The sequence below is a fragment of the Prevotella marseillensis genome (assembly GCF_900625065.1).
Taxonomy (GTDB): domain Bacteria; phylum Bacteroidota; class Bacteroidia; order Bacteroidales; family Bacteroidaceae; genus Prevotella; species Prevotella rara.
The window spans coordinates 24,779-51,477 of sequence record NZ_UYXY01000004.1; the positions used below are offsets into that span (position 1 = coordinate 24,779).

At 45.8% G+C, this 26,699-nt stretch carries 16 protein-coding genes; 11 read left to right on the top strand and 5 right to left on the bottom strand.

The genetic code is table 11. The features are described 5' to 3' along the window. Positions 1–277: 277 nt before the first annotated feature. The 5 genes from EJL04_RS14625 to EJL04_RS14645 all read right to left on the bottom strand — a co-directional run bounded on the left by EJL04_RS14625 (position 278) and on the right by EJL04_RS14645 (position 10,933). A complete protein-coding gene (locus EJL04_RS14625) occupies positions 278–4,372 on the bottom strand; it encodes a fibronectin type III domain-containing protein (RefSeq protein WP_164511793.1) in 4,095 nt (1,364 codons plus the stop codon). A 31-nt stretch (positions 4,373–4,403) separates the two neighbouring features. Beyond that, positions 4,404–6,050: a hypothetical protein gene (locus tag EJL04_RS14630; protein ID WP_125105501.1), complete on the bottom strand. Its 1,647-nt coding sequence runs from the start codon at positions 6,048–6,050 to the stop codon at positions 4,404–4,406. 31 nt (positions 6,051–6,081) lie between these two features. Then, positions 6,082–7,713, bottom strand: coding sequence for an Omp28-related outer membrane protein (locus EJL04_RS14635; RefSeq protein ID WP_164511794.1), 1,632 nt, complete (start codon positions 7,711–7,713; stop codon positions 6,082–6,084). 159 nt (positions 7,714–7,872) lie between these two features. After that, complete coding sequence (locus EJL04_RS14640) at positions 7,873–9,303, bottom strand: helix-turn-helix transcriptional regulator (protein ID WP_125105503.1); 1,431 nt, start codon at positions 9,301–9,303, stop codon at positions 7,873–7,875. A 1,078-nt stretch (positions 9,304–10,381) separates the two neighbouring features. Then, the gene (locus tag EJL04_RS14645; protein ID WP_125105504.1) at positions 10,382–10,933 is read right to left on the bottom strand and encodes a hypothetical protein; all 552 of its coding nucleotides are present in this window, start codon (positions 10,931–10,933) and stop codon (positions 10,382–10,384) included. A gap of 626 nt (positions 10,934–11,559) precedes the next feature. Here EJL04_RS14645 and EJL04_RS14650 point away from each other — a divergent pair. The 11 genes from EJL04_RS14650 (at position 11,560) to EJL04_RS14700 (ending at position 26,532) form a co-directional block, all read left to right on the top strand. Beyond that, positions 11,560–12,831 carry a tetratricopeptide repeat protein gene (locus EJL04_RS14650; RefSeq protein ID WP_125105505.1) on the top strand — a complete coding sequence of 424 codons (1,272 nt, stop codon included), beginning with the start codon at positions 11,560–11,562 and terminating at the stop codon, positions 12,829–12,831. An 84-nt stretch (positions 12,832–12,915) separates the two neighbouring features. Beyond that, complete coding sequence (locus EJL04_RS14655) at positions 12,916–14,505, top strand: tetratricopeptide repeat protein (protein ID WP_125105506.1); 1,590 nt, start codon at positions 12,916–12,918, stop codon at positions 14,503–14,505. Between the two features lie 217 nt (positions 14,506–14,722). Further along, positions 14,723–15,190 (top strand): division/cell wall cluster transcriptional repressor MraZ, encoded by a 468-nt coding sequence (gene mraZ / locus EJL04_RS14660; protein ID WP_021855904.1) that lies wholly within the window; start codon positions 14,723–14,725, stop codon positions 15,188–15,190. Positions 15,191–15,250: 60 nt separating this feature from the next. After that, positions 15,251–16,171, top strand: coding sequence for a 16S rRNA (cytosine(1402)-N(4))-methyltransferase RsmH (gene rsmH, locus EJL04_RS14665; protein ID WP_021855905.1), 921 nt, complete (start codon positions 15,251–15,253; stop codon positions 16,169–16,171). After that, positions 16,164–16,637: an FtsL-like putative cell division protein gene (locus EJL04_RS14670; protein WP_420899310.1), complete on the top strand. Its 474-nt coding sequence runs from the start codon at positions 16,164–16,166 to the stop codon at positions 16,635–16,637. The genes rsmH and EJL04_RS14670 overlap by 8 nt, the downstream gene beginning before the upstream one ends. Next, positions 16,627–18,783: a penicillin-binding protein gene (locus EJL04_RS14675; RefSeq protein ID WP_164511795.1), complete on the top strand. Its 2,157-nt coding sequence runs from the start codon at positions 16,627–16,629 to the stop codon at positions 18,781–18,783. Before EJL04_RS14670 ends, EJL04_RS14675 begins: the two co-directional genes overlap by 11 nt. Before the next feature lie 13 nt (positions 18,784–18,796). Continuing rightward, positions 18,797–20,257: a UDP-N-acetylmuramoyl-L-alanyl-D-glutamate--2,6-diaminopimelate ligase gene (locus EJL04_RS14680; protein ID WP_125105507.1), complete on the top strand. Its 1,461-nt coding sequence runs from the start codon at positions 18,797–18,799 to the stop codon at positions 20,255–20,257. A gap of 18 nt (positions 20,258–20,275) precedes the next feature. Further along, entirely contained in the window at positions 20,276–21,547 is a 1,272-nt protein-coding gene (locus EJL04_RS14685; RefSeq protein WP_021855909.1) for a phospho-N-acetylmuramoyl-pentapeptide-transferase, read from the top strand. Between the two features lie 10 nt (positions 21,548–21,557). After that, positions 21,558–22,889, top strand: coding sequence for a UDP-N-acetylmuramoyl-L-alanine--D-glutamate ligase (murD, locus tag EJL04_RS14690; protein ID WP_125105508.1), 1,332 nt, complete (start codon positions 21,558–21,560; stop codon positions 22,887–22,889). Between the two features lie 107 nt (positions 22,890–22,996). After that, positions 22,997–24,340, top strand: a complete 1,344-nt coding sequence (locus tag EJL04_RS14695; protein ID WP_125105509.1) for an FtsW/RodA/SpoVE family cell cycle protein — start codon at positions 22,997–22,999, stop codon at positions 24,338–24,340. Between the two features lie 722 nt (positions 24,341–25,062). Continuing rightward, the gene (locus EJL04_RS14700) at positions 25,063–26,532 is read left to right on the top strand and encodes a tetratricopeptide repeat protein (protein ID WP_164511796.1); all 1,470 of its coding nucleotides are present in this window, start codon (positions 25,063–25,065) and stop codon (positions 26,530–26,532) included. The last annotated feature ends 167 nt before the right edge of the window (positions 26,533–26,699 follow it).

Below are 26,699 nucleotides of genomic sequence, written 5' to 3' on the forward strand. Positions count from 1 at the left end.
GCCACAATTATGCCGCAAGACAACAAGGGCATGCAATGCCATATAGTTCATAAGCATGAACTGCTCTGCCGCTTGACTCTCCTGACGGAAATTCCACCGCATATCATGCCATCGGCACATCCCACAGCCTCAACCGACGGCACACACAAAGGGCATGGCCCGCCATGATATGACAGAAAAAAACAATGATGCAACACTCTGCCGACAAAAGCACGAGTACTGCATCATTCACATATTTAAGATTTCTCACTGCCACGTGCGTGGCGTAAAAACATCTTTACATACTTATCTTCACTGTGCGTGAGCTGTTTTCGCCAACTACTCTCACCATCAACACCTGCTCAGAGATATTGCCCAAGAACGCGAACACATTGTCAGAAGCATTAACCTCTATATATTTTATCATCTGTCCGCTTACGGTAAATATCTGTATTGAGCGTATATAGCTGTGACTTTGATTGATAACGTTGAGCATGCGGTTGTTCACAAATATGCTCACGTCGCTGACATCCACAGCTCCTATGCCCGTTGACGTAGTGTTAAACCTGTTCTGAGTAGCCCATTTGCTTTCATTAGCCTCACACTCGGCCATAACGCTCCATATATACGTAGAGTTTGCGTCAAGTCCGGTCAACTCATAAGTTGTGGTCTGCAGTCCTTCTACAACCGTCCAGGCCGACACCGTGTTCTTACGATAATGTATGTTCCAGCGCAGGTTACCCTGGTCTGCGGTCCATGCAAGTACGGCAGAAGCTTCAGACAGACCGGATACGGTCAGGTCATACGGGGTTACACATTCAGGTATGTTCTCTGTCGTAAAGGCAATATCAGCACTCCACAAGCTAGAGTCATTAGCAGAGCAGAAGCTCATCATACGCAATCTATACGCAGTGGCAGGCTCAAGGTCTTCAATCGTATACGTTGTGCCGTCTACCGCCACTTCAGTCCACTCGTCAGCATCAGCCTTGGCATAAGCCAGTTTATAGCTTTCAGCCTCACCATTCCATGTAACCACGGCATTATTGTAGCCGGCATCCACAACTATGTCTGTCGGTGCAAAGCAGGTTTCGGGCAATGTACGCAGCACAGCCGTCTGTGTATATGCACTTGTATCACTCTCGAGCACGCTGCACATCGTCTGGATGGCATACTCATATTCGGTATCCTGCTCCAGGCCGGTTATCTCGTATACAAGTTCATTAGCAGTTCTCTTTGTCCAAGCATCGGTTCCGGCTTTTCTGTAGCGTATGTTATAGCTCTGTCCTTCGCCTGTCCAAGACAGCACTGCACTGTATTTTGCGGCCTTAGCCTCAACGTCAGTAACCTGCGGGCAGCCCTCGGCGGCAAGTGTAGTGAAGCGCACTATAGTAACCTTAGCCGTGTCTCCCGGTTCACAAACCTTCGTTATTCCTATCTCATAGTCGGTTCGCTGTTCAAGATTATCAAAGAACATCACGTTCTCCGTTGTCTCCACATAAGGCTTTATGCTCTCGCCTGCCTTTCGGATAAACACATAACTCTTGTCGGCATTGGTTTTCCATGACACGCGAACCGAAGTATCAGTGGTATCAGACAGCACGATGTCTGTAACATCAACAGGACAAGTAGCAGTCACGGCCACAGAGTCGACCTTCATGGCAACAGGACTGCCGGTAGTCGAACTGATATAGAATGCCGGGCGTATTGTGCCTGCATATCCTCGCAGCGGAACGCTGATGCTTCCACTTTCATAAAGTGCCGGAAGTTCTGCTGCCGTAAATGTCTTAACGACATCTTCCTCATTAAATGTGGCGCCGCCGTCACGTGACACGACAATGCAGTATTTGTCGTCAGTAGAAGCCGACTTGCCTATCGGAGTAAGGTGTACCGTAAGCACATAGTTGGCAGAGCCGTCTTCCATGTCAAGTTCAGGGAATGCAAGCCATTCTGCACATTCTTTACTGTTTGTCGGACTGAACATAAGGCCACGGTTATAGTATCCGGAACTGAAATACCAGCACAGGCTTTCTTCGTCGCTGAATTCAGTCGGTGTGCCAATCTGGCCTACGAGATATTCCCATCCTGAAGGAAGCTCGCTGCCATCGAACTTCTCAACAAACGGAACGGTGTATCCTGTACGGAACACAAAAGTATCAGACCATCGGCTTGTTGTAGCGGCATCACACTTGGCACGCAACTGCACTTCCATGTCAGTCTGTCCCGGCAGATCAGTCATCGTGTATGGTTTGTTGAGAACAGACAGCACATTGCCCCACTCTTCAGTACCGACAGCACGATAACGCAGTTCCCACTCATTCTCATTGCCCTGACGGTCCCAGTCGATAGAAGCCGAAGTACCCACAACAGAGCCTGCCACGGTACGGATATTAACCGGATAATCACAATCGTCTTTTTCTTCTATATTAAAGTTGGCTATGTTCATCTTTGGATTAGAGAACGTTTTCCAGTATATACGCACCTTAACGTTCTGGCCGGCAAACTCTTCAAAAGGCATTCTCAATGTGACATAGCTGTCAAGCGATGACATCTGTGGAGCTGAAGACGGTCCTGCAGAATAAACCGTAGTGAACTCCTTTCCGTCCGGCGACACCTGAACAAGCAGCGTATCTCCTGCCTCCCAGTTATTATAGACCGAATTTATTCTTCCTTCATATCGCGTCAGATTAACGTCCATAAGTATTCTGTTGGCCTTGTCAGAAAGTTTTATCCACGGAGTAGTAAGCATCGACTCCGTACCTTCGGCAACGTTCGGCTGACTAACAGAGTTTTCAATCAGAGTCGAACCATCGCGATTTACGACGAGTCTCACAGAATTGCCCTCTGACACCCAGCCTGCAGGCACCTCATAAGGCACCATGTTTGTAAAGTCAGGCGCATACGGAACAATGCCTCCTGTTGACGTCATGGCCTTGGCACAAGTGCTTGAGTAGTTGCCTGAGGCATCTATGCTCCATGCGCGCAGAAAGTAAACAGTATTTTCAGAGAGTTCATCTATCGTTATTCCGTCTTTGGCATCGCCTACGTAAACCACATCTCCGCCACCGTTAATCTGGTCGCCCGCGGCCATTTCTCCGGCAGGTTCGCCGAATATGCCGTCGGCAATGACATCACCATACGAGCTTTTTGCGGGTTCCGTCGTTAAGGCAACCAATATTCTGTCTCCATTTTCATTAGCCTTTACCGAAACTTGCAGCTTATTTATATCTGTTGCATCTGCCGTAAACTCAACCGGTGCGGCAGGTTTAGTGGCAACCGTTCCGGTGAGCGGTGAAGAAGTCTGATACTTCGGACCGTACATACAATAAGAGTTTGCACCAAATACATATACCGTATATGTCTTTGCACCGTCCAGAATCTCAGGTGTCACAAACACATTTGCCGTATCATAAGCCACCACAAGTGCATTGCCTATACTGTCGCCTGCCGAATAGGCTGTTCCGTCAGCCGGCATCTCAGACAATGTATTTTCAGCTGTAATCAGTGTCAAATAATGGTCTGCTGCGTCTGTTTTCTTAAAACTGCCCTCAATCTTCGTACTATAGCTGTTCAGAGCCAGTTCTGTCGGCTGTGCAGCAGGCTTCTCGCAATCAGCAGGGGGAGTGAACCGAAGAGTCAGTCCGTTTGCCGGATAAAGGTTATTATTCCATGGAATAGTACTACTTTCATCACTGCTTAACACAAAATCAGTATAAGAGTCTGAAAGCAGCAGCATGTCTGCGCCCTCACCCTTTGCGCCAATTTTCAATGTGAGATAAGACACCATTCCTTCGTCATTGGGATCCCAATCATTAAATACTATATCAAAACTGCTGTCTGCTTCATTCAGTCTTATCTGCAGCTGTGTACTAACATAGTTTTCATCCCAGAGCTGAGTGTTTTGGGGCAAATTCTTATACTGCACGACAAGAGTTCTGTTCGGAGCAGTTCCAATAAGCTTATAGCTTATTTCCGTATTGTCAAGCCCATATGTATCAGTTCTGGGCATCACACCAATCAGATCCTTAACTTTACTCTGACTAATGATGTTAAAGGTGTTCTGTGAGGAATTAAACACACAGACAGAGTCTTTTCCCAAAAGCAGATAACCCGTTGAACTGACGGCAAACTGGTTCATCTGTTTGTTGTCAAACTTAAAGTCGAATCCGATAGGAAAACCTTGCGTTACAGTATCAGTAGCAATGGCATGTCCATCACGGTCGAACACCTTTTCTGCATAATCAGCTCCTTTAACCCCCGCTCCGATGACAGTGCCACCAGTTATCTCTTCATATGTACCAGCTGAACTTTTCACATCATATGCCGTGGTCACTTGGGCGGCGGCACCAGCCGCTCCAAATGCAAGCATAAATATATATGACAATAATTTCTTCATAGACATAATTTTTTAGTTATTATTCCAATTCTTATTTCACAGTCATTTTTTCTGTATTACCCGTGACTTTATTTTTCACGACATAAACACCCGGACGAAGTCCGCTCATACAGTCGGCTTTATTTGCCGACTTAACATAACAGCCGTCTATGCCATAAACAGCCACCTCATCATCGGCTGAATCAGCAGAAACGCCTCCTATACCGGTATCAACATTACCCAATGTTCCGTCTGCATTGACACGCTGGGCGTACATGCCATAACTGAAGTAATCTGGAGATATACGCATGTCGCACCATGTAAGAATCCAGTATTTATCATCTATTAATGTAGAAGACAGCAAGTCATTCTTTTCACTGACAACCGTACATGGCTCAACAGCCTTTTCCCACATGTTGTTTCCGTCCTTGTCCATTCTCATGACATAAGTCTTAACGTCGCCTCCACCTTGCTTATTTGTCTGATAGAAGACAGCGACATCAGTTCCTGTTGCATTCTGGACTGTGGCATATCCAACCGAGCGTTCATCCTGCATAGCTACGACAGCCTTGCCTTCAGGCCCCCACATAAGTTCGCCATCAAGCCCGATTTTCTGCATGTATATGCCGCAATAAGTCTGTAACGCCTGATTATACTGTCTGTAAATGGCATATACACAATTGTCAGCCTCATTGCAATAAAGCATTGGCACCTGTCTTGAGAAGTCATTGGCATAGCTTATCTTGAGAGCATCTGTTCCGCCGGGGAAGCCTAACGTTCCGTCACGTTTTACATAAGAGATATAGTTAGAGAACACATTCTCGTAATTACGGTCATCGCTCCATGTAACGAACGCCCCCTCAGGAGCCTTGAATACTTTCAGCTTAGTGTATAAAGGAGTTGAGTCAAAACCTCCGATATATACCTTCAGCTCTTCGTCCCACAATGGCGTACCGTCAAAATCATACAGCTGAGCCATGATATACTCGTTTGAACTCTTGGCATAGATCAGCAACACCTGACTGTCGCCTGCATCAACCACAAACGGACAAGAATAAGGACTCTTTGAATCTTTCAGCTCTACCGGATTGTCCCAGGCCTTCTTGCCGTCGTAAGTCAGTTTCTCCATACGTATATACGACTTGCCGAGTTCATCGCTGAACACTTCGTATGTAAATACATAACCGCCATCAGCCACCTGTGTGACATTCAACATCGCACCGTCTCCGTCTGCAACATCATCACACATGCTTACGCCTGAGTCCCATAGCATTTTGCCGTCCGGTCCATATTTGTAAACAGTGTAGCTCCTGTGCATGTCACTCTTCGGAGAATATCTGCAATCGCTGACCATCACAATGCAGTTTCCGTCATTGTCTGCATACAGGACATCATTGACAACGACATACGAAAAGTTTATCTCGTTGCAAATCTGAACGCCGCCTTCAGGCAACAGGCGGTTTCCTTCCTTGTCCAATACCTGAAGATTGTATGCCAGTCTGTTTGTGCCGTCATCATCATGTCCGGGTATTCTCTGTATAGAATAAAGAATGCCGTCCTTGCTGACCACAGCGTCATTGCCGTAGTTGCTTATTGACTCTGTAACCTTAGTGTTTTCTGTAGGGTCAGAAACATACTGTGCATTTACAGCCATTGCGCAACATACAGCAAAGGCTATCGATAGTAATTTCTTTTTCATAAGCTAATTTTTTAGGGTTACACAATTATATTCATTTTATTATCTGCTTTGTCACCGTGCGTGTGTCAGCATCATAGACCACATAAACGCCTGCAGGCAAATTAACACTGTCTCGCTTTCCGGAATAAGCCACAGTGCCGTCAAGACGATAAACCTTAACATCACCATCTGCCGGATGTCCGGCAACAGTGCCGATACCAGCAGTTTCCTTTGATGTACGGAAAATACTGCGCGCGCCAAAGTCGGGTATGTCATACACCTGTTCTATCATACTTCCGTCTGACGAATAAGCCGTATAATATCCCATCGGGGTATAGATGCCGTCGCCCCACAGGTCGGTCACTTCTATATAGTATATTTTATCCGCCTCAAGGGTTACCGTCTCCGTTGCCTGACTCACCTCACCCGTAGGGTAAGGACCAAACTCTTTCACGATGTTACCGTCGGCATCCTTGATGTAGAAATGGTTTTCGTCAGCCTCTTTATTGGTGCTTAGCTTTACCGTCACTTCTGGCGTAGCCTGTATGGGAGACGTAAAAGTGCCACTGAGCGAACTTTCCTCTACACTTTGCCCGTTGATTGAGCGCAATGATATTTTATAGTCGTTCTGTCCCTCTTCCTTAATATCATAATTGCACTTTACCATAATTTCCTTTGTCTCAAACGACGGTATCATTCCGCTCCATGACGCTGTCGTTATGTTTCCGTTCACATCGATGTCGAATGTAGCCTCTGTTATGGCTTTGTCGCTCTTGTTCGCCAGTTCCATCTCGAAAAAGTTGCAGCCCCAATAACTTCCTATAGGAATTTTGGACTCTGCAAGCGTGCCACCCAAAGGCATGTCGTAATTGCTGTACACAGGTTTACAGCCCGTAACGTTCTGAACGTCGCACTTATCGCTCATAACATATGCTATGACTCTTACGTCTTCAGGCTTCACTTCCACATCCTTTATGCTCTCAGGCAATGTCAGCTTATAATCACGCGAAAAATACTTGCCTTTGGCCGGAGAGTCGAGAGCCTCGCCCCATAAATCTGTAATATATCCGCGCAGCACATGCTGATGCATATACTCATCGCCCGCGAGGCCTCCGTTTTGCGGGCCCTTGATATTGTCCTGCGTCCACAACACACAAAGAGTCTGGTTGTCGGCCTGAGTGTCGGCAGTATAATATCCTTCAACATGAACAGTGAGCTCTCTTGTCGAACCGTCGTAACCGCCCGTGACAAGAAGATTGACAGGAGCAGTTTCGCTCACTCCTAATTTAGTATAAGGTTTCCATGAACTGCGTGCACAGACAGGATTGCCTGTATCATAATAATCATGCCTGTTTACCATGCCGCTCGGATATCCGCTTCTTTCCACATTAAACTGGCTGACGATTTCCTCGCCTTCGTCTGTCCTGAAATCAGGCTCATCATACGACGGTTTTGAAAACGAACCCGCATGCACCGCCACTACATAAACTTCAGACGAAGCCTTGGCAAGCTTGGCAGCAATGGCATGCCCCTGAGGACACCAGCCACAGTTTATGCCTGTGAACTCTTCAAGCAAAACACCTTTGGAAGACGTCTCTGTTGACACACTATATTCTCCATCTGAAGAATTATTTCCTGACACTGCTCCTGGAATCAAGAGAAATGTCAAGGTTGTTAATAACATTAACACTTGTTTTGTACTCATTGCATTCTATCTGTTAAATCCGACAAAAACTTTGATTTTTTGCAAAATTAAGACAAAATGCTTTCAATTTTCAAAACAGGACATGGACAACACATGGACAAATATGTTAAAAACGTTAACACATCTGTCGCATATTTATCATTCTATAGAGTTTATAAAGGCCTCAAGTTCCTGTCCGCTGGCAAGTCCAAGTTTTTTGCGTAGACGATAACGCGACTTATGTAGGCTGTCCATAGTGATGTTGAGCATATTTGATATTTCGCTTGACGACAATCCTATTTTTATAAGGCTCATCAGACGGATGTCGTTTTTTGACAATCTTGGAAATTGCTGTTCAACCTTCTTTATAAAATTTCTGTCCATTTCTTTCAGCACGCGCTCCAGAGGTTTTATTTTGTCTGCCTCCTGGCCATTCTCAACCAGCTTCATGCTCATCACGAGATTTTCCTTATACGTATGATCCAGCATCTCTCCCTGCTTCGCTATCTTCAGTTGCAGCAGTTCTTTCTCTAGCCTTTCCATCTCCACCGTTGCATCTAAATTCTGCTTCTCCAGCAGCGCCATCTTCTGCTTGGTCTTAATGGATTTATAGATATACACAAACACAGCTATCATTGCGAGGATAAGGAAAAACATCACACACATGGTCAGCAGAAAAATCATCTTGCTCTTTTCACTTTCCTGCTTTATCATGTCTATCTTATGCTGTTCGCGCATCATCGCAACCTTATAATGTATTTCGTTGCCCTTTATTTCTTCCTTCAATTTATCATAAGCCTGCCTGTGACTGATATACAATCTCAAATTGTCCGTAAGGCTGTCCATCTTCGAAAGCATGTCCAATGTGGCCAGCTCATTGTCAAAGGCATTATACTTACGTGAATATTTCAGACTCTTGTTGAAGTAATGATATGCCGAATCCATATTCTGTCCGGAAAAATAAAGCCGGCCGATGCAGTAATACATTTCTGACAGATAAAGGTCGTACTCTACAGGCTTCTGATTTTTCAGATATTCTATCGTCAGCCATGCGCTGTCGCGCTTTCCGCTCATTATATAAAACTCGGCAAGATTGGCCATGTCCATATACATATATGCAGCATCACCGGGATACTTCTGCCGTGAAAACTCTATGGCACGGCGGGTGTACTGCTCCGCAGATACATAATCCTTGTCAAACAGCGCCTTGTAATAGCCCATAAGGCGCAGATAATACTGCGAACTGTAGTCTTTATAGTTAGGCACATCCCTAAATTCGGTCGACTTAAGTATTTTATACGACTGGTCGCGCTGCCCTATCTGATCATAGATCATTGCAAGATACACAGAAGCCTCAAAAACCCTGTCTTCATCACCCTTTTCCCTCAGTTCAACAACTGCCTGCTGCAATTCGCCGAAGGCCTTAACAATATCATTATTATTAAAACTGCGTATTCCGTTTTCAAGCAACTTCGGACCGTCCACAACTTCATCTGAGCCATTACAGCCGCCAAACAATACCGCAACAACGACACCGACGGCCAATAAAAGCGGAAGGACCATTAGTTCTCTGTATTTTTTACTTATCATAAGACTCGGGTTAATTATCGTTGCAAAAATAAGCAAATAATAACAAACCGGCATTGCATATTTTCAAAAATCTCACCCTGTGCATAATCCTTTATCCTCACATTTATTCTGTCTAGAGAATTATTCTTAATGTAATGCCAACCTTACCGCCGGCATTTTTATTCATAATTTCGCCCGTCATACTTTCTCATATTTCACTGCATAGCCTATTCTACCGGCCATTGTATTATTGTCTTCAAGAGTTTCTTTGCCAATACTCACTCATCCATTATTTTGTAAAGAAAAACTACAGAACACATTACAGTTGACGCTCTCAGAACGGCGATGCTCTACGCTGACACGTGATTTGGCGCAGAAAACGGCAAAAATTACGCTTTCACGATAACACACTGACACACAGAAACTTACATCATTTAAAAGAGAAAAGACGGAGAGTTAAAAAATATTACTCTGCCATTTACGGTGCAAAAGTGGGCCGTTTACGACTCAAAAGCAGTGCATCTACAACATAAAAGCGCTGCTTTTAGACACAAAAATCAGACTTTTCAGGCTATTCTAGCCGTCTAATTGCAAACAAAAGTTAACGCACAACTTGTTTAACGCCATAAATTTAACATCCGTTATACATTCATTTTCTAGATTGAAAAAATATTTTGTCATAAGTTTTTACCTGCCACGACAATCTTACATCGCTAAAAATTAAACCCCAATCGATCATTAGACCGCACATAGCTTTATCAATTTTGTGTATTCATGCTTTCTGCCCGCCTTTTTGTTTCTATTGGCGTCTTTTTGTTCGCTTTTTCTTGACATAGTCCGCTATGCCTGCAAAAATCCAACAAAAAGCCGCTCAACATAAAGCAAAAATACAGACCGAATCATAATAACCGACTGGGGCTCAAAGCGGAAATGAATAATTTGAGCATAATGCGCATGTCCTGCTTTTCTATAAAAACATAAAGTGCGACAAGGGCTTAAGCCACGGACATCAGCACAGATGCGGCCTTGCACCTTCTAATGCGCAAAGCCACATGAACGTTGTAACCGTCCACGGCAAATCCCAACGCCTCTATCCATATCAGAAGCCGAAGCCTATCGTCCCGAACACGCCGTTATAATTGTCGATGCCTGCCGTGCGCGAGTTGATGTGGCGATAGCCTATACTGACATTAACGTTAATCAGCTTGCATCTTTTTATCCTGAACATAAGCCGTGCGTCATAAGTTACGTTTTTCCAGTCTGTATGCCCCACAGAGGCGCCAACCTTTCCGTAAAGGTCGATATCAATATATCCTACGCGTCCAAGAGTATATCCTAAGCCGCCACCTAAATTTGTTGTGCTCAGATATGAGTTTTCCGGATTGTCGTATAGAGCGAGCATTCTTTCCGCCGTTGCAAACATATAAAACTTTTTGGTTATTTTAAATCCCAAATCAGCCCCAAACGACATAACTTGTCTTTCCTTCTGCTTGTATAATGCCGTGCCAAAGTCAAGGTTAAGCATCATTCTGTCAATAAAGCTATTATTACTGTTATCCTTTACATTCTGCATTTCAGCTTTTACATCCTGTGCCCATACTGCCGGCGCAAAAATAATTGACAGCACCAAAATAAAAATCTTTTGTTTCATAATAAAAATAATTTAAGTTTAAAATTTAGATTCGTCAACGCAAATATAATCAAAGTGCACACAGCACGTTTAAATTTTCCATTTAATCTTCATATCATGCGTTACATGTTTTTCGGGCACTTGACACATCAGAAAGTACTGATTTTCAAGATATTACACTAACTCTAAAAATTCAGACAAAGCATAAAATGTAACGTTAGAAGCCACAGCAAAACAACAAACACAAGCAATAATAAAATGAAATAACCATATTTTATTTATCTTTGCAATGCTAGAAAAACAGAAACAGACAGATGAAGAAACTTATATTTATACTGATACTTTTGCCCCTTATGATTAGTTGCACGAACAACAACAATAAGGCAGAAAAGATATTGTCAAATGCCGATTCGCTTTTACAAGCAGGAAATACAGACAAGGCAATCCTGTTATTGGAAAGAATAAACGGAAGAAGTCTAACAGGCGCTGATGCCAGAGCCAAATATTGCCTGCTGTTAACAAAGGCATATAACACATTAGGGAAAGTACTTTCTAACGACTCGTTAATAGATTTCAGTATAAAATATTTTGAAAAGACAAAAAATCATACCGATTTAGCCCGCTCGTATTACTATAAAGGGATGTGTATGTTAGACAGAGGAGACTTTGAGAACGGCGTGATTCTATTGAAAAAAGCTGAAAGCGAAGAAAAGCTCTCGTCCGACCCAAGCCTTAGACAGTATATTTATATCAACCTCTCACACGTAAATTTAGAATCCGGAAACTATAAAACAGCATTAAGATATTCACTAAAAGCACTTGAAAATGCAGAAAAGCGCAATAACACCATATGGATGTGCGTATCTTTAGACAAAACCGCTTCATGCTATTATTTCATGAACAAAAAAGACAGTGCCGAATCGTATATGTCAAGAATAATCCCGTTGCTTGAAAAAATCAACGACAAGGAAATGTCGTCAATGTTTTTGAATAACATTGGACTAATTTGGTACGAGAAAGGACTTTACGAAAAAGCCGAACCGATGTTCAGACAGGCATTCAATCTGCTTGATGTGCCCACTACCCGCATCAACCTGGCAAAGGTTTGCTATGCTAGAGGGAAAACAGAAGAATGTGACACCCTTTTAGCCAAGGCTTTAGAAGGCGCGAGCTTCGATGAAAAGGCTGAAATTTATCAGTTTATGGCGGAAAAAGCGGAAGAGGAGAACCGCCCGGAAGAAGCCAACATATTTCATAAAAAAGAAAAAATCATGCAGGACAGCGCACTGGCAAGAAAAAAGACAGAAGAAATGCTTTCGCTGCAAAACGAATACGACAACATGAAAAAGGATGAAAAAACAGGACAACGCATCGGAATGATTATCATCATCTCTGTATCTATGTTGCTGTTTTTCGCCATTTCATCGGTGTTTTTGTTCCGCAGACGTGCCAACAGAACGCGCCGTCAGATAACCGAAATACGCAAGGAGACAGACAAATATCAGCGCGAGCTTGAGAATGCGGAGCGCACGAGCCGGGGCGACAAAAAGGAAATTGAACGGCTGAGGAAGAAGCTTGAGCAGGGCGAGGCACGCCTAAGCGCGATACTAGACCGCGGAAAAGATCTGTATGACAGCGTAAAACTCGATGGAAACGTGTCAAGATGGAGCAAAGACGACTTTGAAGCCGTTGTAGAATATTTTAGAGCTAAGATGCCCGACGAGGTGAGAATGATAGAGGAAACCCACACAAAGCTAACTGCCTATGCAACATTTTTCCTGCTTCTATCAGCCATAGGTATGGACGCAGCAGACACGGCACGCATTATGGGCATATCGCAAGGAGCCGTCAGAACCATGCGCCACAGACTGAAGAAGAAGGAAAACACAGCAACATCATCATACAAGGCCAAAATGTAACGCCTTTAACAAAAAGGAGAAAGGATATTATATTGTTATGGAGTTTATTTATACATTTGCATAACACAAAAAACAAATATTATTATGAAATACATATACTTCATTTTATTGCTGATAACCGTAACAGGTTGTAAAAATTGGAATGGAGACAAAACCATTGACAAATTAAGGCGCATTGACTCATTAGCAATTTCAGAGGAATATGACACTGCGCTTGTCCTAATCAAAGAATTAAAGCCGGAAGAGATAAAAAGCGATAAAGAAAAAGCATATTATGGTATAGTGAAAGCCCATGTTTATTTAGGCAAGGACCTATATCAAAATAACGACTCTTTATTAGACTATTGTATAAAATATTATGAAAAAGAAAAATATTCAAGCGAACTTGCACGTGCTTATTACTACAAAAGTTTAATAGCCTTTGACAAAGGGGACAAAGAACAAAATCTGTACTATATGAAAAAAGCGGAAGAGATTGAAGAGAAAATAAAAATTCCTTGGCTTCGCTATCATATATACATCAACATGTCTTACGTCAACATGGAGGCGAACGCATATGATTTAAGTATGAAATATGCACGAAAAGTTCTAAGCCACGCATTAAGCAACAACGACATAAGTTGGGTGTGCTTAGCTTACAACCATATAGGGTCCATCTTTTTTTACAAAGGAGACAAGGACAGTTCATCTTATTATTTAACCAAAATTCTTCCGCATTTAAAAAAAATAAAATCAAAAACCGAACGTGTCGCATATATAAGCAACATAGTATATATATTTTATGAATACAAAGAATACGAAAAGGCGGAGCCGTTATTCAGAGAAGCTTTCAACTTACTAGACACGACGACTACCTGCATCAATCTGGCAAAGGTTTGCTATGCTAGAGGGAAAGCAGAAGAATGTGACACCCTTTTAGCCAAGGCTTTAGAAGGAGCGAACTTCGAGGAAAAGGCAGAAATCTACCAGTTTATGGCGGAAAAAGCGGAAAAAGAGAACCGCCCGGAAGAAGCCAACATATTTCATAAAAAAGAAAAAATCATGCAGGACAGCGCACTGGCAAGAAAAAAGACAGAAGAAATGCTTTCATTGCAAAACGAATACGACAACATGAAAAAGGATGAAAGAACAGACCACCGCATCGGAATGATTATCATCATTTCCGCATCAGCATTGCTGTTTTTCACCATTTCATCGGTGGTTCTGTTTCGCAGACGCGCCAATAGAACGCGCCGTCAGATAACCGAAATACGCAAGGAGACAGACAAATATCAGCGCGAGCTTGAGAACGCGGAGCGCACGAGCCGGGGCGACAAAAAGGAAATTGAACGGCTTAGGAAAAAGCTTGAGCAGGGCGAGGCACGTCTAAGCGCGATACTAGACCGCGGAAAAGATCTGTATGACAGCGTAAAACTCGATGGAAACGTGTCAAGATGGAGCAAAGACGACTTTGAGGCCGTTGTAGAATATCTTAGGGCTAAGATGCCCGACGAGGTGAGAATGATAGAGGAAACCCACACAAAGCTAACTGCCTATGCAACATTTTTCCTGCTTCTATCAGCCATAGGCATGGACGCAGCAGACACGGCACGCATTATGGGCATATCTCAAGGAGCCGTCAGAACCATGCGCCACAGGCTGAAAAAGAAGGAAAAAGGTGGAAATAACAATTAGAAATGCCACAGAAATGAACTGCCGAAACAGGCATCAGACATGCCCGAACGGCTATATCAGCTCATGCCCCTTAAAGCGCAAATAATGCCGTTATGGCAGTTGATGTGGAGGCATTATTGACTTTAACATATTAAATTTGCATTTTTGTGGTGAATTGTGGTGAATTGTGGAGGAAAATACTTACCTTTGGCACCGGATTCCTATTATAGATGTACGCATGCGATTTTTGGGAAGTATAGAAGCCAAGACCGACGTAAAGGGGCGCGCCTTTTTGCCGGCGATATTCCGCAAGGAGCTACAAGACTCTTATGAGGAATATCTCGTCATGCGCAAGGATGTGTTTCAGCCCTGCCTCGTGCTTTATCCCGCATCTGTATGGAACCGTCAGACCGAGGCCCTGCGTTCGCGTCTTAACCGTTGGGACAGCAGGCATCAGCAGATATTCCGCCAGTTTGTGGCCGACGCTGAAATCGTTTCGCTCGACGCCAACGGGCGTTTTCTTATCCCCAAGCGCTACCTTAAGATGGCAGGCATAAGTCAGGAGATAAAGTTTATCGGCATGGACGACACTATAGAGATATGGAGCCGCGACAACGCCGACAAGCCTTTCATGGAGCCGGAGGAATTTGGCGCGTCGCTCGAAGAGATAATGAAACAGGACATCAACGGCGGACAGACCGTATGATGCATGCTGCCAAGGGATCTTTTTTGTAATTCAACTAATCATCACTCAAATATAACGCAAATGGTGACCACCGCAAAGACATACCACATTCCTGTCTTGATGAAAGACAGCGTCGACGGTCTGAACATAGGTTCGGCCGGCATCTATGTTGACGTAACCTTCGGAGGCGGCGGACACAGCCGCGAAATTCTGTCGCGTCTCGACGCCGACGGACATCTGTACAGCTTCGACCAGGACGCCGACGCCGAAAAGAATATCATAAACGACAATCGTCTGACTTTCGTTAGGAGCAACTTCAGGTATCTGAAAAACTGGATGCGCTATTACGGCGTCGACCACATAGACGGCCTGCTGGCCGACCTCGGCGTGTCGAGCCACCACTTCGACGACGAGTCACGCGGATTCTCGTTCCGCTTCGACGCCCCGCTCGACATGCGCATGAACAAGCGCGACGGCACAACGGCGGCCGACGTGGTGAACACATACGACGAGGAGCGCCTGGCAGACATTTTCTACCTGTACGGCGAACTGAAAAACTCGAGAAAGATAGCCGCTGCGCTGGTGAAGGCGCGCGCTGCACACAAGATAGAGACCACACAAGACTTTATAGGCGCCGTGGAAAGCCTGTTCAGGCGTGAGCGCGAAAAGAAAGACATGGCAAAACTCTTTCAGGCCCTGCGCATAGAGGTAAACAACGAGATGACAGCCCTGAAGGAGATGCTAAGGTCGGCAACGGAGCTGCTGAGACCCGGTGGCAGACTGTCGGTGATAACATATCACAGTCTGGAAGACCGCATCGTGAAGAACGTAATGAAGACAGGCAACCCTGAGGGGAAGATGAAGCAAGACTTCTTCGGACGCATTGAGACGCCATTCACCCTCATAAACAACAAAGTGATAACGCCGGACGACGAGGAGCTGGCAAACAACCCGAGAAGCCGAAGTGCAAAACTTAGAATAGCTGAAAAGAAAGATGACTGAAAAAGAAGATTTGGAAAAGAAGATGAACGGAGTGGCCGGTGACGACGGCCCCGGAAAGAGCGAGAATGAGGAGAAACCGTCACTGTTTAAACAAGTGATGAGAGAGCAGGCCATAGAGGAAGAAAGGCCTCAGTCGGCCAACTTTACGCTGCGCAAGATTCTCGGAGGCGACTTCCTGTCTACCGAGATGCTGAAAAAACAGATTTGGGTGATAGTGCTCATAGCAGCGTTCACGCTGGTATATGTGTCCAACAGATACAGCTGCCAGAAAGACATGCTCGAGATAAACGAGCTGAACGAGCAACTTAAAGATGCAAAATTCAAGGCACTGGCAAGCTCGAGCGAGCTGACCGAGATGTGCCGCGAGAGCAATGTGCTGGAGATGCTGAAGAACAACAAAGACAGCATTCTGCACATAGCCAATCAACCACCTTACATAATAAACGTACCCGAAAATGAGCAATAAGTTCGACAGAAAAAAGATAATTCCGAGATATAAGATCATAGCCTACGTGATGGTTGTGATCGGAATAATAATCATAGGCAAGGCCATGTGCATTGCCACCGTGGAGCGCGACTACTGGCTGAAAGTGGCTTCACGACTGAAGAAAGACAGCGTTGACATGAAGCCCGTAAGAGGCAACATCCTCAGCTGCGACGGCCGCCTCATGGCAAGTTCGCTGCCCGAATACCGCCTATTTATGGACTTTAAAGCCGGCGGCGAAGAAAAAGACTCGCTGTGGCAGGTGAAACTCGACAGCATCTGCATGGGCCTGCACGAGATATTCCCCGAGAAATCGGCAGCCAAGTTTAAGGAAGACCTCGAGAAGGGACGCAAGAAGAAGAGCCAGCACTGGCCTATATGGAAATACCGCGTAAGCTACGACGTATATTCCGAGGTTAAGAAACTGCCGGTGTTCAACCTCTCTAAATATAAGAGCGGATTCCATGTAGAGACATACAACGCACGTCAGCGTCCGTTCGGCTCGCTGGCACAGAGAACAGTTGGCGACATGTATGGCGACAAGGACTCGGCACGTTGCGGACTTGAGCTATATTACGACACCATTCTGCGCGGAAAGATGGGAAAAATAAGCCGCAGGAAGGTGATGAACAAGTATCTTAGCATCACCACGCGCGAGCCTGTCAACGGTGCCGACATCGTAACCACAATAGACGTGGGCATGCAAGACCTTGCCGAGCGCGCGCTTATAGACGAGCTGAAAGAGATCAACGGCAACGTGGGCGTGGCCATTGTCATGGAGGTTAAGACGGGCGACGTGAAGGCCATCGTGAACATGACGAAATGTGCCGACGGCGAATACCGCGAGATAAAGAACAGCGCCGTGTCAGACCTGCTCGAGCCGGGCTCGGTGTTCAAGACGGCATCAATAATGGTTGCGCTCGACGACGGAGTGGTTGACACTACATACAAGGTGGACACGGGCAACGGTATATGGGACATGTACGGAGCCAAGATGCGCGACCACAACTGGCACCGCGGAGGCTATCAGATGCTGACGCTGCCGCAGACACTCGAATACAGTTCTAACATCGGCGTAAGCCGGATAATAGACAAGTTCTATCATGACAAACCGGAGAAGTTTGTTGAAGGCATCGACCGCCTCGGCCTGCGCACCGACCTGCATCTTCCGATCGTCGGATACGCAGCACCGAAAATCCGCATGCCGAAGAAGAACGGCAAGGGCCAGTATGTCAACTGGAGCAAGACGGCGCTGCCGTGGATGAGCATCGGCTACGAGACTCAGGTGCCGCCGATATCTACGCTCACATTCTATAATGCCATAGCCAACAACGGCACAATGATGCGCCCGCGCTTCGTAAAGCAGATTGTAAAAGACGGCGAGGTGATAGCCGAGTTTCCGCCAGAAGTGATAAAGGCGCGCATCTGCAAGGAGAAGACGCTGCGCGAGATACAGACCATACTTGAGCACGTGGTAAGCCAGGGCCTCGGCAAGCGTGCCGGTTCTACATCGTTCAAGGTGGCAGGCAAGACAGGTACGGCACAGATATCTAAAGGCGCCGGAGGCTACAAGTCGGGCAAGGTAAACTATCTGCTCAGCTTTGCCGGCTATTTCCCTGCCGACGATCCGCGCTACAGCTGCATCGTATGCATACAGAAATCAGGACTCCCCGCATCGGGCGGCGGCATGAGCGGTCTGGTGTTCCACAACATAGCCGAAGGCATCATGGCACAGAGCCTGAAGCTGAGCGTTGAAGACGCACGCGACTCGCTCTCTATACTCATGCCCGACGTAAAGAGCGGCAACATCCTTGCTGCCGACTATGTGCTCAGTCATCTCGGCATCAGCACCAACAAGAAATGGAGCGGAAGCTATGCTAACGGCAATCCTATATGGGGCAGCGCTAAGAGAGAGGCATCATCGGTGATGCTCACAAGAGGGCCTCACTATGAAGCCAAAATAGTGCCCGACGTAATAGGCATGGGTGCACGCGACGCCGTGTATATCCTCGAGAGCCGAGGCGTAAAAGTAAGGCTCAGCGGCCGCGGAAAGGTAACGCAGCAGAGTCTGCCTGCAGGACATATAATAAAGAAAGGTGAGGTATGCTCACTAAAACTCGAAATATAAAAACAATAAAGATATGACACTAAGTGAACTGATAAAGAACATTGATACGGTTAACATAACCGGAAGCACAGACATAGAAATAAAAGGCGTGGACATCGACTCGCGCCGCGTAGCCGAAGGCCATCTGTTCGTAGCCATGAAGGGTACACAGGTAGACGGCCATACATTCATCGGCAAAGCCGTGGCTCAGGGAGCAGCCGCAATACTCTGCGAGGACATGCCGGCAGAGGTTGCCGAAGGCGTAACCTACGTTCAGGTAAGTTCTACTGAAGACGCCGTCGGAAAGGTTGCCACACAATTCTATGGCGACCCGTCGAGAAAGCTCAAGCTGGTGGGCGTTACCGGCACCAACGGCAAGACAACCATTGCCACCCTGCTCTACAACATGTTCCGCAAACTTGGCTACAAGTGCGGACTGCTGTCTACGGTGTGCAACTATATCGAGGAAGAGAAGATTCCTGCCGACCACACCACCCCCGACCCTATCGAGCTCAACGCGCTGCTCAGCCGTATGGTTGATGCAGGATGCGAGTATGCCTTCATGGAGTGCAGCTCTCACGCAATAGCACAGAAGCGCATAGGCGGACTAAACTTCACAGGCGGTATATTCACCAACCTTACACGCGACCATCTCGACTATCACAAGACTTTCGAGAACTACCGCGACGCTAAGAAGGCCTTCTTCGACGGTCTGCCAAAGACAGCTTTCGCCATAACCAACGCCGACGACAAGAACGGCATGGTGATGGTGCAGAACACCAAGGCTAAGGTTAAGACATATTCTGTCAGAAGCATGGCCGACTTTAAGGCTAAGATACTTGAATGTCACTTCGGCGGAATGTATCTCGAGATTGACGGACGCGAGGTTGGAGTGCAGTTTATCGGCAAGTTCAACGTCAGCAACCTGCTCGCCGTTTACGGTGCAGCCGTAATGCTCGGACAGAGTCCGGAGAACATACTCATAGCCATGAGCACGCTGAAGAGCGTCAGCGGCCGTCTCGATCCGGTTCACTCACCTCTGGGATATACAGCAATAGTAGACTATGCCCACACACCAGACGCCCTTGAGAATGTATTAAAGGCAATACACGAGGTGCTCAACGGCAAGGGACACGTGATAACCGTGTGCGGAGCCGGCGGTAACCGCGACAAGGGCAAGCGCCCGATTATGGCTCAGGAGGCCGTAAAGCAGAGCGACAAGGTTATCATAACAAGCGACAATCCGCGCTTTGAGGACCCGCAGGACATCATCAACGACATGCTGGCCGGACTTACTCCGCAGCAGATGACCAAGGTGGTGAGCATAGTAGACCGCAAGGAGGCCATACGCACAGCCTGCATGCTGGCGCAAAAGGGCGACGTGATACTCGTTGCCGGCAAGGGACATGAGGACTATCAGGAGATTAAAGGTGTGAAACATCACTTCGACGACAAGGAGATAATCCGAGACATATTTGAAAATCAGAAAGCATAACCCCCAAACTTAAAGATAATGTTATACTATTTATTCCGTTTCCTTGAGCAGTTTGGCATTCCGGGAGCTCACGTGTGGGGCTACATCTCGTTCCGCGCGCTGCTGGCGCTCATCCTTGCGCTGGTAATATCAGCATGGTTCGGCGAAAAGTTTATCAAGTATCTGAAGAGCAAGCAGATAACCGAAACCCAGCGCGACGCCAAGATAGACCCCTTCGGCGTAAAGAAAATAGGTGTGCCGTCTATGGGCGGCATCATCATCATCGTGGCCATCCTCGTGCCCGTGCTGCTGCTAGGCCGCATGCGCAACATCTACATCATCCTGATGATAATAACCACGCTGTGGCTCGGATTCCTCGGCGGTCTTGACGACTACATCAAGATATTCCGCCACAACAAGGAAGGACTGCCCGGACGCTTCAAGATTATCGGACAGATAAGCATCGGCCTCATCGTGGGCCTGGTGCTGTGGTTCAGTCCTGACGCCAAGATAAACGAGAACCTGGCCATCGAGAAGCAGGACGGCAAGGAAGTCGTAGTGAAGCACAGGCCCGAGGCCACCAAGTCGTTGAAGACAACAATACCCTTCGTCAAAGGGCATAACCTCGACTACGCCAACATCATGAGCTTCTGCGGCAAGTACAAGACTGCTGCTGGATGGATACTGTTCGTGGTGATGACCATATTCGTTGTAACAGCCGTGTCAAATGGTGCCAACCTCAACGACGGAATGGACGGCATGTGTGCCGGCAACTCGGCCATAATTGGCGTGGTGCTGGGCATATTTGCCTATGTGAGCAGTCACATCGAATATGCCGCTTACCTCAACATCATGTACATCCCTGGCTCACAGGAGCTTGTGGTATTCCTATGTGCCTTCATCGGTGCGCTTATCGGTTTCCTGTGGTACAACGCCTATCCGGCGCAGATATTCATGGGCGACACCGGTTCGCTGACCATCGGCGGTATCATTGCCGTGTGTGCCATCATCATACACAAGGAGCTGATGCTGCCTATACTCTGTGGAATTTTCTTCGTCGAAAGCCTCAGCGTGATAATGCAGGTGTGGTATGCCAAGATGGGCACCCGCAAAGGCGTAAAGCAGCGCATGTTCAAGCGCGCGCCGCTGCACGACACCTTCCGCACGCAGCAGGAACAGCTCGACCCGGAGATTAAGTATCTATTCAAAAAGCCCAAAGGAGCGGTGCACGAGTCGAAGATAACCATACGCTTTTGGATTGTCACCATCATCCTTGCGGCACTCACAATCATTACACTGAAAATAAGATAAACAGACGAGTATGAAAAGAATCGTTATATTAGGAGCCGGTGAGAGCGGTGCCGGAGCCGCCGTACTGGCAAAGAAAGAAGGCTTCGACGTCTTCGTTTCTGACATGTCGTCCATCAAGGACAAATACAAGGACATGCTCAACAGCCACGGCATAGAATGGGAAGAGGGACACCACACGGAGGAACTCATCCTGAACGCCGACGAGATTATCAAGAGTCCGGGCATCCCTTCAGACGCCCCGATGATAAAGAAATGCGTGGCTAAGGGCATCCACCTCATCAGCGAGATTGAGTTTGCTGGCCGCTACACCGACTCAAAGATGATCTGCATAACGGGAAGCAACGGCAAGACAACCACTACATCACTGATATACCACATCTTCAAGAGCGCAGGCTACGACGTGGGCCTGGCCGGAAACATAGGCAACAGTCTCGCACTGCAGGTGGCCGAGACGCCGCACGACTATTATGTCATCGAGCTCAGTTCATTCCAGCTCGACAACATGTACGACTTCCGCGCCAACATAGCCATTCTGCTGAACATCACGCCCGACCATCTCGACCGCTACGACAACTGCATGCAGAACTATGTAGACGCCAAGATGCGCATCTTACAGAACCAGACAGACGAAGACTCGTTCATCTACTGGAACGACGACCCGATAATAAGCCGCGAGCTCGAGAAATATGACATAAAGGCCATACGCTATCCGTTCTCGGAATTGAAGGAGAAAGGGTCTATCGGATACATCGAGGAAGGCATGTACAAGATAGAGAAGCCCACACCCTTCAACATGGAGCAGGAGGCCCTGAGCCTTACAGGCAAGCACAACATATACAACTCTCTGGCAGCGGGCATTGCCTCTAACGTAGCTGGAATAAAGAAAGAATTTATACGCAAGAGCCTCAGCGACTTCCCCGGCGTTGAGCATCGTCTCGAAAAGGTAACTACAGTGGCTGGCGTGCTTTACGTAAACGACTCTAAGGCCACCAATGTGGATGCATGCTGGTATGCGCTCGAGAGCATGAAGACTCCCGTAATACTTATTCTCGGCGGAAAAGACAAGGGCAACGACTATAACGCAATAAAAGACCTTGTGAAGGAAAAATGTGCCGGACTGGTTTATCTCGGCGCCGACAACACCAAACTTCACAACTTCTTCGACGGCATGGGTATACCCGTTCGCGACACCCACTCAATGCGCGACTGCGTAAACGCATGCTATGAGATGGCAAAGCCCGGACAGACAGTGCTGCTTAGCCCCTGCTGCGCCAGCTTCGACCTATTTAAGAACATGGAAGACCGCGGCGAACAGTTCAAGACACTCGTAAGAGCTCTCTGACACATCGCCGCTACATCAAGGCCGTCCGTCACAGCACCGCCTCACGCCAAGCAATGACGGACAGCCTCTTCATCAACAATAGCAAACAATAATATCAACAGACAAACATGGAAGAAAAAGCCGCAACCGGCAAATTTAAGGGTGACAGAGTGATATGGACAGTGTTCTTCTTCCTCTGCATCATCAGCATCATTGAAGTGTTCAGCGCATCGAGCAACCTCTCTTTCAAGAGCGGCAACTATCTCGGACCCGTACTGAAGCACGTTATGCTGCTCGTCGTCGGCGTCATGGCCATGATAGCCACCATGAACGTAAAGTGCAAATACTTCAAGATGGTTACGCCTGGGGCCCTGATTATCTCGTTCATCGGCCTTATAGCCGTATTGTGCTTCGGCGAGAGCACCAACGGCTCGCAGCGCTGGCTGTCGGTTATGGGCATACAGTTTCAGCCCTCCGAGCTTGCCAAAGGCGCCATAATACTTGCAACGGCACAGATACTCAGCGCCATGCAGACCCCCACCGGAGCTGACAAGCGTGCCTTTAAATACATCTGCATCGTATGCGCCTTCATCGTTCCTCTCATCATGGTAGAGAACCTCTCAACAGCCGTGCTGCTCTGCACGGTGGTGTTCCTGCTCATGTTCATCGGCAAGGTGCCAAAGGCTCAGCTGGGCAGACTGCTGGGCATAGTGATGCTCTGTCTGATCTTCATCGTGTCTATGGTAATGATACTCGGACACGACAAGGAAAAAGAAAATGCCGACGGACAGAAGATGGCCATGACCGAACAGGTGGAGAAAAAAGACGAAACTGTAGTAGAAAAAGTTTTCCACCGTTTCGACACATGGAAGGCACGTATAGACAAGTTCCTCGACAACAAGGAGATAGCTCCTGAAGAAGTAGACCTTGACAAGGACGGCCAGACTGCACACGCCAACATAGCCATTGCCTCGTCAAACGTAGTAGGCAAAGGCCCGGGCAATTCCGTAGAGCGCGACTTCCTGTCGCAGGCATTCTCTGACTTCATCTACGCCATCATCATCGAAGAGATGGGCATAGCCGGCGCAGCCTTCGTGTGCCTGCTGTACATCATACTGCTCTTCCGCACGGCAACCATAGCCAACCGCTGTGTCAACACGTTTCCGGCGCTTCTCATCATGGGCTTTGCCCTGCTGCTCGTCATCCAGGCCATGTTCAACATGGCTGTAGCCGTCGGCCTTGTTCCCGTCACAGGACAGCCGTTGCCGCTGATAAGCAAGGGAGGAACGTCAACCATAGTGAACTGTGTCTACATAGGAATCATCTTGAGCGTAAGCTACTCGGCCAAGAAGAAAGACGAGGACGGCGACATGGACGAGACTAAAGCTGACAAAATAAAGCCAGCAGCAACGGACAAGAAAATAACTTCCACAACATCAGCATCACCCGTGCCCCTCGCCAAGATAGGATAAACCTGCCGCTAGGGCCTGACAGAAAAAACAAATAACTAAATCCGAATGTCTTTTGTGTAAAAAAGACATTCGGATTTAATATTTTATAGTTACGCAAAATATATAATCCCCCCTGTATAGCATTAAATCAAATATATTTTTTATCTCTAGTATGTATTCATTCTTTCAGGCACCTTTTTGTTTTTTTACTGGTATATTTTCATCAGTTTTTACTTGAATAACACACTGCACTTACGATGAATCAAACTGAACCCAACTCAATATAAAACAAAATATAAACTGAATTTTAATGTCAGAATGAGGCTTAAAACATTATATCATATAAGAACCCAGTAAGCTAATAATATAGTCAATCCGAAAAATACAGACCTATAAGGGAAACAAAGCATCAAACATTAAATCTTTATCAAAATTTGGTAAAATAAACAAAAAGCCGTACCTTTACACTCTGTAATTCTTAATATAATTTACAAGCCTTGGCTACCAGAGACAAATCAGCAAGTCTTACGATGCTTTCATAACTCGATATTAACCATAAAATCATGCTATTCCAAAAAAGAAACCACATAATCATGCAATGCTTCATTATGCTTATGGCAATAATACCATACAGTAGTATTCTATACGCACAAAAAAGCATTGATAAAAAAATCGATCAAACTATAAAATCAGGAGAAGAGGCATACAATTCTGGCGATGCAGCAAAAGCCATAAAACTCTTCATGAAAGCTAAAGAACTGTCAACAAAGGCAAATAGTCCACAAGACATATGCCTCTCAACATACAACATCGGTGTCTGCTATTTTGTTATCTCAGAAAATGGAGAAGCACTGAAAAACTTTTACGAGGCTTACAGTATATGCAAAAAAAACAAATTAGACTGGCACAAAGAAGCAAACATCCTCAATGGCATAGCAGGCGTATATTTTGAAGAAAGAAATTATAAAAAGGCAAGAGAAATAGCATATAAATGCTACACTACGGCTACAAGCAATAAAGACTCTTCCCTGTCATATACCTGCGCTTTGGACATGGCACTTATAGCCAACAAGGAGAAAAAATTCAATGAGGCAATAAAATATATAAAAGAAGCACAGACGTATGAAAAAAGAAACTACAAAAAAAGATCAAGGTCATTAGCTGTGGAGGCAGAAACTATGTTCTTGCAGAAAAAATATGAGAACGTTATCAACATTGCCGAAGAGCTGCTCAACGATAAATATGCAGACAAAGATAATAAAAGTATTGTTCTTATATACCTTATAAACATATACACCGAACGGAAAGAATACTTAAAAGCATACAACTGCATTAAACAGGCTGAAGACCAGACTGGACTAAAGAACAAGCCATATTTATTTGAGTCTGTTGCAAAATTATATAAAGCAACTGGCAACTACAGGCATGCATTAAACTACATGGACTCAGTAATAGTCTATAACGACTCCATAACAACTGTGACAAACCGTCAGCTTACAGAAAACAGCAAGATTAAAATTGAGATAATGAAATTTAAGGCAGACATGGACAAACAACTTGCCCGCATGCAACAACGCCATTATACATTAATACTTGTGATGTGCATACTTGTACTGCTTATAACAATAGCCGTAATAATGATGCGCAACCAACGTATAAAAAGCAGAAATCAACATAAAATGATGGAACTACAGCTGGAAAAAGAGCAACATGAAAAGAGACTGGCTGAGGAACAGGCTAAATCGGTAGAAATGGAAGCACACTATCGTCAGGAGATAATGAAACATTCTTTGGAACAAAAACAAAAGGAACTGTCTATAACCAATATGTTCATATCATCACGCAATGAACTCATAGGAGATCTTCTCAAACATCTCACCGACATAAAGGAGGTGCAAGGCATAACCGGCGTTCAGACACTAGTGCAACACCTTAAACAGCTGCTCAAGACAAGCAACGAGCGGGATAATTTTATCATAAACTTTGAATCTGCAAATCCAGACTTTATACGAACACTCAAGGAGATGCATCCAGACCTGTCATCATCAGACATACGCTTTCTGTCATACATACGCATGAACATGTCTACAAAAGACATAGCGTCACTGACAAACATCAATCCAGAATCATGCAAACGCAGAAAGATAAGAATAAGCAAAAAACTTGGAATTGAGAGTTCTGCAGAATTATATAACTATATCATCAAAATGTAAAATTTCATAGTAAGAAATATGTTCAGTGACAATATCTTATGACATGATTTATCGTCAGGACATGTCTGCACATACAAGGTCTAAAAAAACAGTAACATTTTAGGTATATTTCAACTACATTCTAAATATTTCTATGACATAGCAGAGCCAATTATTAAGATAAACAT